The sequence below is a fragment of the Agromyces cerinus genome (assembly GCF_016907835.1).
Classification (GTDB): domain Bacteria; phylum Actinomycetota; class Actinomycetes; order Actinomycetales; family Microbacteriaceae; genus Agromyces; species Agromyces nitratus.
On sequence record NZ_JAFBCT010000001.1, the window covers coordinates 1,208,481 to 1,220,573 of the forward strand.

At 68.6% G+C, this 12,093-nt stretch carries 12 protein-coding genes; 10 read left to right on the forward strand and 2 right to left on the reverse strand.

Annotation, left to right across the window (positions count from 1 at the left end; all coding sequences use genetic code 11):
- Window positions 1-40 precede the first annotated feature (40 nt).
- From JOE59_RS05485 to JOE59_RS05530, 10 genes are all read left to right on the forward strand, one after another.
- Complete coding sequence (locus JOE59_RS05485) at window positions 41-571, forward strand: DUF1697 domain-containing protein (RefSeq protein WP_204459274.1); 531 nt, start codon at window positions 41-43, stop codon at window positions 569-571.
- Between the two features lie 108 nt (window positions 572-679).
- Complete coding sequence (locus JOE59_RS05490; RefSeq protein WP_204459275.1) at window positions 680-1,408, forward strand: hemerythrin domain-containing protein; 729 nt, start codon at window positions 680-682, stop codon at window positions 1,406-1,408.
- A gap of 60 nt (window positions 1,409-1,468) precedes the next feature.
- Window positions 1,469-2,227 carry a YebC/PmpR family DNA-binding transcriptional regulator gene (locus JOE59_RS05495; protein ID WP_204459276.1) on the forward strand — a complete coding sequence of 253 codons (759 nt, stop codon included), beginning with the start codon at window positions 1,469-1,471 and terminating at the stop codon, window positions 2,225-2,227.
- Between the two features lie 9 nt (window positions 2,228-2,236).
- Entirely contained in the window at window positions 2,237-2,845 is a 609-nt protein-coding gene (gene ruvC / locus JOE59_RS05500; protein ID WP_204459277.1) for a crossover junction endodeoxyribonuclease RuvC, read from the forward strand.
- A complete protein-coding gene (gene ruvA / locus JOE59_RS05505) occupies window positions 2,842-3,462 on the forward strand; it encodes a Holliday junction branch migration protein RuvA (RefSeq protein WP_204459278.1) in 621 nt (206 codons plus the stop codon). The genes ruvC and ruvA overlap by 4 nt, the downstream gene beginning before the upstream one ends.
- Window positions 3,459-4,499, forward strand: coding sequence for a Holliday junction branch migration DNA helicase RuvB (gene ruvB / locus JOE59_RS05510; protein ID WP_204459279.1), 1,041 nt, complete (start codon window positions 3,459-3,461; stop codon window positions 4,497-4,499). The genes ruvA and ruvB overlap by 4 nt, the downstream gene beginning before the upstream one ends.
- A gap of 71 nt (window positions 4,500-4,570) precedes the next feature.
- Window positions 4,571-4,969, forward strand: coding sequence for a preprotein translocase subunit YajC (yajC, locus tag JOE59_RS05515; RefSeq protein WP_204459280.1), 399 nt, complete (start codon window positions 4,571-4,573; stop codon window positions 4,967-4,969).
- 63 nt (window positions 4,970-5,032) lie between these two features.
- A complete protein-coding gene (gene secD, locus JOE59_RS05520) occupies window positions 5,033-6,775 on the forward strand; it encodes a protein translocase subunit SecD (protein ID WP_307836960.1) in 1,743 nt (580 codons plus the stop codon).
- The gene (gene secF / locus JOE59_RS05525; RefSeq protein ID WP_204459281.1) at window positions 6,775-7,794 is read left to right on the forward strand and encodes a protein translocase subunit SecF; all 1,020 of its coding nucleotides are present in this window, start codon (window positions 6,775-6,777) and stop codon (window positions 7,792-7,794) included. The genes secD and secF overlap by 1 nt, the downstream gene beginning before the upstream one ends.
- 75 nt (window positions 7,795-7,869) lie before the next feature.
- Window positions 7,870-10,122, forward strand: coding sequence for a RelA/SpoT family protein (locus tag JOE59_RS05530; protein WP_204459282.1), 2,253 nt, complete (start codon window positions 7,870-7,872; stop codon window positions 10,120-10,122).
- Here JOE59_RS05530 and JOE59_RS05535 read toward each other — a convergent pair.
- Window positions 10,109-10,702, reverse strand: a complete 594-nt coding sequence (locus JOE59_RS05535) for a hypothetical protein (protein ID WP_204459283.1) — start codon at window positions 10,700-10,702, stop codon at window positions 10,109-10,111. The two genes, JOE59_RS05530 and JOE59_RS05535, sit on opposite strands and share 14 nt — an antisense overlap.
- A 113-nt stretch (window positions 10,703-10,815) precedes the next feature.
- On the reverse strand, window positions 10,816-12,048 hold the full coding sequence (locus JOE59_RS05540) for a DUF349 domain-containing protein (protein ID WP_204459284.1): 1,233 nt from the start codon (window positions 12,046-12,048) through the stop codon (window positions 10,816-10,818).
- Window positions 12,049-12,093 lie beyond the last annotated feature (45 nt).

A 12,093-nucleotide genomic window follows, 5' to 3' on the forward strand; every position in this document is an offset into this window, starting at 1 on the left:
GGCGATCCGCGTGGTCGGCGGCGCTCGCTAGGGTCGGGGCATGACCGACTTCATCGCACTGCTCCGCGGCGTCAACGTCGGCGGCATCACCGTGAGATCAGCAGATCTGCGCGAACTGTTCGAGCGTCTCGGCTTCGAGGGCGTTCGCACGGTGCTCGCGAGCGGCAACGTCGTGTTCGCGAGCTCGACGGACGAGACCCGCGAGGCGCTGAAGGCGCGCATCGAGCAGGCGCTCCGAGACCGCTTCGACTACGACGCGTGGATCGTGCTCGTCACCCGCGCCCAGTTGCAGCGCGCCGTCGACGGCTTTCCGTTCGACGCCGACGACGAGCGCCGGCAGCCGTGGGTGATCTTCGCGTCCGAGTCCGCGGTCGTCGAAGAACTCGCGGCCTTCGCGGCCGATGCCGATCCCGAGATCGACCCGATCTCGCGAGGCGACGGCGTCGTCTACTGGAACCCGGTGAAGGGCACGACGGTCGACACGCCGTTCGCGAAGCTGCTCGCGAAGGCCCGCTTCAAGCCGACGACCACGAACCGCAACCTGCGCACCCTGAACAAGATGCTCGGCTGAGTCCGGATCCGGGCTCTCTGCGAGCACCGGAGTTCAGGGGAGGCACCGAGCTCGGAGTCGGGTCGGCACGGGGGCGGGATGCCGCGGCATCCGCTTCGCTGACTTCCCATGACCACTCGACTCCCCAGTTCCGGCGCGCCCGCCGGCAGTGCGCCCGAGACGACCTGCCGCAGCGACGAGATCGTGCTCATCCACCGGATGTTCCGTCGTCTGTTCGGCGAGGCACCCGCTCTCGTGCGGGAGGTCGTGCCCGGCGATGTGCATCGGGCCGCCTTCCTCGCGAAACACCTGCACGGCCTCACGAAGCTGCTGCACGTGCACCACCATGCCGAAGACGACTTCTTCTGGGACCGGATGACCGAGCGCGCGCCGGCCTGCGGGCTGCACGTCGCCCTGATGCGGAAGCAGCATCAGGCCGTCTCCGACCAGCTCGACGAGATCGACGCGCGCATCGACGCCTGGACCGGCGCCGGTGCGGATGCCGCGTCGGCCGAGCGCCTGGCGGCGGCGCTCGACGAGGTCGACCGGAACCTCGCCGAACACCTCGCCGACGAGGAGCGCGAGGCGTTCCCCGTGCTCGACGCGGTGCTCTCCACCGCCGAGTGGGACGAGATCGAGGCGCACGCCCAGCACGAGAAGCCGCCGCTGCCCCTCTTCCTGCTGCTGGGGCTCATGATGGAGGCGGTGCCCGAGGCCGACCGCGCCGCATGGATGGAGCGCGAACTGCCCGCGCCGATGCGGCTCGCCTACCGCCTGTTCGGTCGCCGCAGCTACGAGCGCGCCCTGCGCCGCCTGCACCCCGAGCCCGAGAAGAGCGTGGAGCGCGGGCGTCGCTGACCTAGAATGGTGGCGCGCGAGCCGCGACCCGGCCGCGCGAGGATTCGATTCAGGAGACGCATGTCCGGGCATTCCAAGTGGGCGACGACCAAGCACAAGAAGGCGATCATCGATTCGCGCCGTGCGAAGTCGTTCGCGAAGCTCATCAAGAACATCGAGGTCGCCGCGAAGATGGGCGGCGCCGATCTCTCCGGCAACCCGACCCTGGTCGACGCCGTGCAGAAGGCGAAGAAGACCTCCGTCCCGAACGACAACATCGATCGCGCGATCAAGCGCGGCGCCGGCCTGACCGGTGAGTCGATCGAGTACACGACGATCATGTACGAGGGCTACGGCCCCAACGGCGTCGCGCTGCTCATCGAGTGCCTCACCGACAACAAGAACCGTGCGGCCGCCGAAGTGCGCACGCTCATGTCCCGCAACGGCGGCACCATGGCCGACCCGGGCTCCGTCGCGTACAACTTCGCGCGCAAGGGCGTCATCGTGGTCGCCAAGACCGAGGGCCTCGGCGAAGACGACGTGCTCGGCGCGGTGCTCGACGCCGGCGCGGAAGAGGTCACCGACGAGGGCGAGACCTTCGAGGTCATCACCGAGGCATCCGACATGGTCGCCGCGCGCACCGCGCTGCAGGAGGCCGGAATCGACTACGACTCGGCGGATGCCGCGTTCGTGCCGTCGCTCAAGGTCGAGATCGACGCGGAGACCGCCCGCAAGGTGTTCCGTCTCATCGACGCGCTCGAAGACAGTGACGACGTGCAGAACATCTACAGCAACTTCGACCTCACCCCCGAGGTGCAGGCCGAGCTCGAAGCGGACTAGCCGATCGCCGTGCGAGTGCTCGGCATCGACCCCGGCCTCACGCGATGCGGCGTGGGCGTCGTCGATGTCGAGCCGAACCGCACGGCGCGACTCGTCGACGTCGTGGTGCTGCGTTCGCCCGCCGAGCTCGACACGCCGCGCCGACTCGCCCGCATCGCCGAGGGGCTCGAGGCGATCATCGAGGAGCACCGGCCGCAGGCCGTCGCGCTCGAGCGCGTGTTCGCGCGCAGCGACGTGTCGACCATCATGGGCACCGCCCAGATCTCGGGCGTCGCCATGCTGATCGCCGCCCGCCGCGCCCTGCCCGTCGCGCTGCACACGCCGAGCGAGGTGAAGGCGGCGATCACCGGCTACGGGCGCGCCGACAAGAAGCAGGTCGGCGCGATGGTGGCGCGCATCCTCGGCCTCGACGAGGTGCCGAAACCTGCGGATGCCGCCGACGCCCTCGCCCTCGCGATCTGCCACGCCTGGCGCACCGGGGGAGTCGCCGGCGCAGCCGTGCGCGACGGGGCCGACGGCTCGGCCGACGACTCCGCCCTCACACCGGCCCAGCGGGCGTGGCTCGCCGCGGAGCGCTCTGCCTCGGTGTCGGGGGCGGCCCGTAGGCTGAAGCGGTGATCTCCTCTCTTCGTGGCCGTGTGCTCGCAGCTGCCGGTGGTTCGGTCGTGATCGAGGTCGGCGGGGTGGGGTTCCACGTCAACACGACCCCGGCGCTCGCCCTCTCGATGCGCGAGGGGCACGAGGCATCCGTGCACACCACGCTCGTCGTGCGTGAAGACTCGCTGACGCTCTTCGGCTTCGCCACGCGCGACGAACTCGACGTCTTCGACCTCCTCATCGGCGTCACGGGCGTCGGGCCCAAATCGGCGCTCGGCGTGCTCTCGGTGCTCTCGCCCGGGCAGATCGCCGAGGCCGTGCAGCGCGACGACGATGCCGTGTTCCGCAAGGTGAGCGGCATCGGCCCGAAGACCGCGAAGCTCATCACCGTCTCGCTGGCGGGCAAGCTCGTCGCGCCGGCCGTGTCGACGCCGCACGCACCGGTCGTCGCCGGCGGAGCCGCAGACAGCGTGCTCGCTGCGCTCACGGGCCTCGGCTGGTCGGAGCGGGTCGCGGCAGAGGCCGTCGACGAGACGATCGCCGCGGCATCCGACATCGAGGCCGCGTCGGTGCCGACGCTGCTGCGGCTCACGCTCGCACGGCTCGGCCCCGCGCAGCAGACCGGGCGGGCACGATGAGCGACGACCTCGACCTGACCGACCCCGTGCTCGCCGGAGAGGCCGAGCTCGCGTTCGAGGGGGCGCTCAGGCCCAAGAGCCTCGGCGAGTTCGTCGGCCAGACCCGCGTGCGCGGGCAGCTGCAACTGCTGCTCACCGCGGCGACGCTGCAGCAGCGCACGCCCGACCACATCCTGCTCGCGGGCCCGCCCGGGCTCGGCAAGACGACCCTCGCGATGATCGTCGCCCACGAGGGCGGGCGACCGCTGCGCATGTCGAGCGGCCCGGCCATCCAGCACGCCGGCGACCTCGCGGCCATCCTGAGCTCGCTCGTACCCGGCGAGGTGCTCTTCATCGACGAGATCCACCGCATGGCGCGCTCCGCCGAAGAGATGCTCTACCTCGCCATGGAGGACTTCCGCATCGACATCATGGTCGGCAAGGGGGCGGGGGCGACCTCGGTGCCGCTCGACCTGTCGCCGTTCACGCTCGTCGGCGCGACGACACGAGCCGGGCTGCTGCCGAACCCGCTGCGCGACCGGTTCGGTTTCACCGCGCACCTCGAGTTCTACGACGAGGCGGAGCTCGAACAAGTGCTCGCGCGCGCCGGCAGCATGCTCGGCCTCGATGCCGACAAGGAGGCACTCGCCGAGATCGCCGGGCGCTGCCGCGGCACCCCGCGTATCGCCAACCGACTGCTTCGGCGGGTACGCGACTACGCGCTCGTGCACGGCGAACGCGCCGATCTCGGCGCGGTCCGTGCCGCGCTCGAACTCTACGACGTCGACCCGCTCGGGCTCGATCGTCTCGACCGCGCGGTCATGGAGATGATCCTCACGCGCTTCGGCGGCGGACCGGTCGGCCTCAATACGCTCGCCGTCTCGGTGGGCGAAGAGGCCGAGACGATCGAGGCCGTCGTCGAGCCGTTCCTCGTGCGCATCGGGCTCATCACCCGAACACCGAGGGGGCGCGTCGCCACTCCAGCGGCCTGGCGTCACTTCGGTCTCGCGGCTGATGCGCCCGATGCGGCAGCGGCGCTTCCGATCGATGACCTATAATCCTTGAAGCTGACCCCTCAGCACCGACGACTTCGTGCGCGCGTCGCACTCCGGAAGGTACTTTTCCTCTCATGACGTTCGATCCGTTCACCATCATCATGCTCGCCGTCCTGGCGGTGCTCATCTTCTTCATGTTCCGCAACTCGCGCAAGCGTCAGGCAGATGCCCGCGAACTGCAGTCGAAGGTGCAGCCTGGCGCGAAGGTGATGACCAACTTCGGCGTCTTCGGCACCATCCTCTCGATCGATGAAGACGAGAACCAGGTGCTCCTCGAGACCTCGCCCGGCACCGTGCTCACCGTGCACCGCCAGACGGTCGCACGCGTCGTCGAGCCGAAGGCCGACGTCGTCGAAGAGTCCGCCGCGATCGAGGGCGAGCCCGAGTTCGGCGAGCGTCTCGACTCCGAGACCGATGCGACCTCGACGGACGCGACCGACGAGAAGCCCGACACCAAGAAGTCGGACGACTAAGACTCAACCCCAGGCTGGGCCCGTGCGCTGACGCGCGGGCTCTCTGCAGAGAAAGCGGAACACGTGGCTGCACCATCGAAGCGGTCATCCCGGCCGACCCCCGTGCGCAAGGCATGGAGATCACTCACCTGGCTGGGTGTCATCATCGCGCTGCTGTTCGGCATCAATGCCGCCGGCGTCATCTGGGGCGGCGGGTCGTGGACCCCGAAGCTCGCACTCGACCTCGAGGGCGGCACGCAGATCATCCTCGAGCCGAAGGTCGAGACCGGCGCGAGCGTCTCGCAGGAGCAGCTCGACCAGGCGGTCTCGATCATCCGCCAGCGCGTCGACGCCTCGGGCGTTTCCGAAGCAGAGATCAACACCGAGGGCGAGAACGTCGTCGTCCGCATCCCGGGTGAGCTCGACGATCAGACCCGTGCGCGCATCCAGCAGTCGGCGAAGCTCGAGCTCCGGGCCGTGCTGCTCGCCGACGCGGCGACCAACACGGCGATCGATCCGAGTGCGAGCCCCTCACCGACCGAGGAACCCGCCGAAGAGCTCGAGTCCACCCCGACTGCGGAGCCGACGGATGGCAGCGACCCCTCGTGGATCACGCCTGCGCTGCAGAAGGAATTCGACGACTTCGACTGCTCGCAGATCGACGAGAACTCGGCGAACGTCGCACCGGCCGACGAGCCGCTCGTCACCTGCGACGTGACCCGTACCGCGAAGTACCTCCTCGGCCCGGTGGAGGCGAGCGGCGAGAACATCGTCGACGCCACCAACGGCATGGTGCAGACCCCGACCGGTGCATCGACGGGCCAGTGGGCCGTCAACATCGTCTTCGACGCCGAGGGCACCGAGGACTTCGCCACGGTCAGCACCCGCCTGTTCGGCCTGCAGGGCCAGACGCCGCGCGACCAGTTCGCGTTCGTGCTCGACGGTCAGGTGCTCACCGCACCGTCGATGAACGGCGCGATCACCGACGGCAAGCCGCAGATCACCGGCAGCTTCGACCAGGCCTCGTCGAAGGCGCTCGCCGACCAGCTGAAGTTCGGTGCTCTGCCGCTCAGCTTCACGGTGCAGTCGTCCGACACGATCTCGCCGACGCTCGGTACCTCGCAGCTCCAGTCCGGCCTCATCGCCGGTCTCATCGGCCTCATCCTCGTCGTGATCTACACGATCTTCCAGTACCGTGCGCTCGCATCGGTCACCATCGCCTCGCTCGTGATCGTCGGCATCATCACCTACCTGATGATCACGATCCTGTCGTGGCGTGAGGGCTACCGACTGTCGCTCGCCGGCATCGCGGGCCTCATCGTCTCGATCGGTTTCACCGCCGACTCGTTCATCATCTACTTCGAACGCGTTCGAGACGAGCTCCGCGATGGCAGGCCACTCGTCGGTGCGGTCGAGGCGGGTTGGAAGCGCGCATTCCGCACCGTTCTCGCGTCGAAGGCCACCAACCTGCTCGCGGCCATCGTGCTCTTCGTGCTCGCCGTCGGCAGCGTCAAGGGCTTCGCGTACACACTCGGTCTCACCACGATCATCGACGTCGTCGTGGTCATCCTGTTCACGCACCCGATGCTGCAGCTGCTCGCCCAGACCCGCTTCTTCTCCAGCGGCAACCCCTGGTCGGGCCTCGACCCGAATGCACTCGGGGCCGTGTACCGCGGTCGTGCCGAGTTCCGCAAGCCTGTCGGACAGCCGGCGAAGAAGACCGCGGCCAGCGCGAAGGAAGCGCAGCGCCGCCAGACGATCGCCGAACGGAAGGCCGCCGCAGCAGTCGGCGCCTCCGATTCGTCCGACGAAGGGAAGGAGTCCTGATGGCGAACCGTCTCACGACCTTCGGCAACGACCTCTACACCGGCAAGCGCTCCTTCAACTTCGTCGGAGGTCGCAAGAAGTGGTACACGATCGCCGGGATCCTGATCCTGCTCTCGATCGTCGTCCCGCTCCTCACCGGCGTGAACTTCAGCATCGAGTTCCGCGGCGGATCCCAGTTCCAGATCGCGCAGGTCGACAACGCCACCCCTGAGCCCGCCATCGAGGCGGTGCACTCCGTCGTTCCCGACGCCGAGGTGCGCGTCGCGATCGTCGGCGGCACCGGCGTGCGCGTGCAGACCGACCAGCTCGCCCAGGCGGACTCCGAAGCCGTGACCGACGCACTCGCAGAGGCGTACGACGTTCCCGAGTCGGAGGTCACGTCCTCCTTCATCGGCCCCAGCTGGGGCGCGGATGTCACTCGGCAGGCCCTGGTCGGCCTCGTCGCGTTCCTCCTGCTCGCGGGCATCATCATGGCGCTGTACTTCCGCACCTGGAAGATGTCGCTCGCGGCGATCCTCGCGCTGATCGGCGACCTCGTCGTGACCGTGGGCATTTATGCCGCAGTCGGCTTCGAGATCAGCCCGGCGGCGACCATCGGTATCCTCACGATTCTCAGCTACTCGCTGTACGACACCGTCGTGGTGTTCGACAAGATCCGTGAGAACACCGCCGAAGACGGCCAGGAGTCTCGGCGCACCTTCGCCGAATCCGTGAACCTCGCGGTGAACCAGACCCTCGTGCGCTCGATCAACACGAGCGTCGTGGCTGCGCTGCCCGTCGCGGCGATTCTCTTCATCGGCGCCGGTGTGCTCGGAGCCGACACGCTCCGCGACATCTCGCTGGCGCTGCTCATCGGCATCCTCGTCGGCACCTGGTCGACGGTGTTCGTCGCCGCTCCGCTCTACTCGCAGCTGCGCGAGGGGGAGCCGGCGATCAGCCGCCACGACCAGAAGGTCTTGAAGGAGCGTGAGCGCGCGGCATCCGTTTCGACGGGAGCCGAGGCGCTGCCCACCGCATGATGTTCGCGGCCGGCGTGAGCCGTGTGGCGCGTCGAAGCCTCCGGAGCGGCGATAATTGAGTTCCGGAGGTGAGCGATGACGGAAACGGGAGTCAACTCGACGGCATCGCTGCGCCGTCTGGTGCCCCGCATCTTCTCGAAGGCGCAGCCTTCCGGCGCGGTCGACACGCTCATGCGCACGGTGCGGATGCACCATCCGAAGGCGGATCTCTCCCTCATCGAGCGGGCCTACACGGTCGCCGAGCGCGCCCACGAGGGGCAGAAGCGCAAGAGCGGTGAGCCGTACATCACGCACCCGATCGCGGTCGCGCAGATCCTCGCCGACCTGGGCATCGGGTCGAAGACCGTCGCGGCGGCGTTGCTGCACGACACTGTCGAGGACACCGCGTACACGCTCGACCAGGTACGCGCCGACTTCGGCGACGAGATCGCGATGCTCGTCGACGGCGTCACCAAGCTCGACAAGGTCAAGTACGGCGACTCCACGCAGGCGGAGACCGTTCGCAAGATGATCGTCGCGATGTCGAAGGACATCCGCGTGCTCATCATCAAGCTCGCCGACCGGTTGCACAACGCACGCACGTGGGGCTTCGTGCCCGCGGCATCCGCTGCCCGCAAGGCGACCGAGACGCTCGAGATCTATGCGCCGCTCGCGCACCGCCTCGGTATCCAGACGATCAAGTGGGAGCTCGAAGACCTCTCGTTCGCCGTGCTCTACCCGAAGCTCTACGCCGAGATCGAGAGCCTCGTCAAGCAGCGCACCCCGCAGCGCGAAGAGTTCGTGCAGAACGTCATCGACCTCATCACCGACGACCTGAAGGCCGCGAAGATCCGCGGCAAGGTCGTCGGTCGCCCCAAGCAGTACTACTCGATCTACCAGAAGATGATCGTGCGCGGTCGCGACTTCGACGAGATCTACGACCTCGTCGGCATCCGCGTACTCGTGAACTCGGTGCGCGACTGCTATGCGGTGCTCGGGGCGATCCACGCCAGGTGGACCCCGCTGCCCGGCCGTTTCAAGGACTACATCGCGACGCCGAAGTTCAACCTGTACCAGTCGCTGCACACGACCGTCATCGGTCCGAAGGGGCGTGCGGTCGAAATCCAGATCCGCACGCACGACATGCACCAGCGCGCCGAGTACGGTGTCGCCGCGCACTGGAAGTACAAGGAGCGCATGGCGGGCGGCCGCACCGCCGACAAGTCCGGTCAGAACGAGGCCGATATGGCGTGGCTCGCCCACATCTCCGACTGGCAGGCCGAGACCGCCGATCCGGGGGAGTTCCTCGATTCGCTGCGGTTCGAGATCGGCGCCAAAGAGGTCTACGTCTTCACGCCGAAGGGCCGGGTGATCGGCCTGCCCGCGGGCGCGACCCCCGTCGACTTCGCCTACGCCGTGCACACCGAGGTCGGCCACCGCACGATGGGCGCGAAGGTCAACGGCCGGCTCGTTCCACTCGAGAGCGAACTGTCGAGCGGCGATGTCGTCGAGGTCTTCACCTCGAAGAACCCAGACTCGGGGCCGAGCAAGGACTGGCTCGGCTTCGTCAAGAGCCCTCGTGCGCGCAACAAGATCCGTCAGTGGTTCACCAAGGAGCGACGCGACGAGGCGATCGAGCAGGGGCGGGACGCGATCGCCCGCGCGATGCGCAAGCAGAACCTCCCGCTGCAGAAGCTCATGAACCAGGAGTCCTTCGCCGAGGTCGCAGCGCAGCTGCGGTACGACGACGTCTCCTCGCTGTACGCCGCCGTCGGCGAGGGCCATGTGTCGACGCAGTCGGTGCTGGAGAAGGTCGTCGCACTCGTGCGCGACGTCGACGAGGGCGATGAGCCCGACCTGCCGATCCCGGTGCGTTCGCGGCCGCTGCCGCGGCACTCGGACTCCGGTGTGCTCGTGCGCGGTGCGCCCGACATCCTCGTGAAGCTCGCCAGATGCTGCACCCCCGTGCCGGGCGACGAGATCGTCGGATTCGTCACCCGCGGCGCAGGAGTCTCGGTGCACCAGGCGAGCTGCCACAACGTGCAGAGCCTCATGCAGGAGCCCGAGCGCATGATCGACGTGGAGTGGGCGCCGAGCTCGAAGAGCGTCTTCCTCGTGCAGATCCAGATCGAGGCGCTCGACCGTGCCGGGTTGCTCTCCGACGTCACGCGAGTGCTGTCGGAGCATCACGTCAACATCCTCTCGGCCAACGTCTCGACCTCGACGGACCGACTCGCGCTCAGCCGCTTCGTGTTCGAGATGGGTGACACCACGCACCTCGATCGCGTGCTCAACGCGGTGCGGCGCATCGACGCTGTTTACGACGTCTACCGCGTCAGCGACGGCTGACGCCCCGACGCCCCTGCAGCCGGTCGTGAGCGAGCATCGCCTCGACACGGTCGAACCGTCGGAGGGCGAGCCCGCGATGCGGCATGCGCGTCGCGCCGTCGATCCGATGACTCAGGTCGGCGTGGAGCCCGGGGTCGTCTGCGCAGAGCGCGGTGACGATGGATTCGACCTCGACATCGGACTCCGCAGGATCGCGGAGCAGGTCGAAGCCGGTGCGCACCGGCGTGGTGCACCTCGCACGACGGTACTCGATGATCTCGTCGGGCTCGATCGCCACTTCGCGTACGACCAGGCGCGGCGCTGAGACCACGGCCACCCTGGCGGTTCGGGGCACGCAGAACTGGGCCAGCGCCGGGGGAGCGGGGAGTGCGCCGTGCACCCAGGCCGCAGAGCGCCGCTCGATCACGAGGGTGCGCGGGGCACGCAGCGCGACGGCCGCGGCACGCAGCGACGGCAGGTCGGGTTCGTCGACCGGCGCCCATGCCTCGTCGACCAGCATGAGCTCACCGTCGATGCGGGCGGCGCAGAGCTCGGCGATCGAGAGGTCGTCGACGCTGAGCACGGTCGGGAGCTTGGCCATATGCACATGCTGCGGCATCCGCGCCGTTCAGGACGCAGGCCGCAGTGATCTGTGGACAACCGCACCGCGCGCTCGATGAACGCGGCCGAGACCGCGAATCGAGCGCGGAGAACTCAGCCGCCGACGGCCTTCAGCCAGGCGCGGCGCGCGTCGAGGGCCTCGCGAGCGGATGCCGCGGCCTTCGCGTCGCCCGATGCCTCTGCGGCGGCGAGCTCGGCTTCGAGCTTGTCGATCGCGTCGTGCAGCTGGCCGAGCATGCCTTCGGAGCGCGCCTTCTTCTCGGGGTCCTCGCGCTGCCAGCGCTCCTCCTCGAGCGACTTCACATGGTTCTCGATCTTGCGGAGCCGGTCTTCGACGACCCGCACCTGATCGCGCGGAACCTTGCCGATCTCGTCCCACTTGCGCTGGATCTTGTTGAGGTCGGCGCGAGCCTGCTTGGGGTCCTTCGCGGTCAGCAGCGGCTCCGCCTCGGTGAGGAGCGCGAGCTTCTCGTCGAGGTTGGCGCGGTAACTCTCGTCTTCTTGGGCATCGATCTCGGCCTTGGCGCTGAAGAGCACGTCACCAGCGGCCTTGAACTTCGCCCACAGTGCATCGTCGAGCTTCTTGCCCGCACGGCCGGCGAGCTTCCACTCGTCGAGCAGGTGACGGTAGTCGCCCACCGCGTCGGCGCCGCGCGGCGCGAGTGCCTCGGCGCGCTCGATGAGCGCCTGCTTGCGCGTGCGCACGTCGCGGTGCGCGGCGTCGAGCTCGGCGAAGAAGGCCTTGCGGTGCGTCTCGATCGTCGAGCGGGCGGCACGGAAGCGCTTCCACAGCTCGTTGGCCTCGTTCTTCGGCAGACGGGGGCCGTCTTGCTGGTGGAGCTGCCAGCGGGCGAAGAGCTCGTCGAGTTCGGCCGTCGCCTGCTTCCACTGCGTCTTCGCAGGGTCGCCGGCAGCGAGTGATTCGGCGGCCTCGACGATCGCGGTGCGTTCCGCGATCGCCTCGGCGACCGCGGCCTTCGACTCGGCCTGCTGCTGCTCCGTCAGCTCCTTGGTGGTGCCGGAGAGCGCCTCGAGACGCTGCGCGAGCGACTCGAGGTCGCCGACGGCGTTCGCGGTGGAGACGGAGGAACGGAGAGCGGCGACGGCCTTCGAGACATCGGCTGCGGGAGCGCCGCGACGGACGCGCTGCTCGAGCAGGCCCACCTGGCCCGCGAGGTCGGCGTACTTGCGCTCGAAGTAGGCGAGTGCCTCTTCAGCCGAACCGTCGGGGTACTGCCCGACCGCTCGTTCGCCGTCGCTCGTGCGCACGAAGACGGTGCCCGTCTCGTCGACGCGGCCCCACGGTTGCTGATCTGAATCGGTCACGGCCTCACCCTGTCGTATGTCGGATGCCGCCCGGAGGCGACGTTG

Excerpts from the sequence above, each read along its gene's own strand:
- JOE59_RS05490 (WP_204459275.1), top strand. The coding sequence starts at position 680 with ATGACCACTCGACTCCCCAGTTCCGGCGCGCCCGCCGGCAGTGCGCCC.
- JOE59_RS05530 (WP_204459282.1), top strand. The coding sequence starts at position 7,870 with ATGACGGAAACGGGAGTCAACTCGACGGCATCGCTGCGCCGTCTGGTG.
- JOE59_RS05535 (WP_204459283.1), bottom strand. The coding sequence starts at position 10,702 with ATGGCCAAGCTCCCGACCGTGCTCAGCGTCGACGACCTCTCGATCGCC.
- JOE59_RS05495 (WP_204459276.1), top strand. The coding sequence starts at position 1,469 with ATGTCCGGGCATTCCAAGTGGGCGACGACCAAGCACAAGAAGGCGATC.
- ruvB (WP_204459279.1), top strand. The coding sequence starts at position 3,459 with ATGAGCGACGACCTCGACCTGACCGACCCCGTGCTCGCCGGAGAGGCC.
- secF (WP_204459281.1), top strand. The coding sequence starts at position 6,775 with ATGGCGAACCGTCTCACGACCTTCGGCAACGACCTCTACACCGGCAAG.
- JOE59_RS05485 (WP_204459274.1), top strand. The coding sequence starts at position 41 with ATGACCGACTTCATCGCACTGCTCCGCGGCGTCAACGTCGGCGGCATC.
- yajC (WP_204459280.1), top strand. The coding sequence starts at position 4,571 with ATGACGTTCGATCCGTTCACCATCATCATGCTCGCCGTCCTGGCGGTG.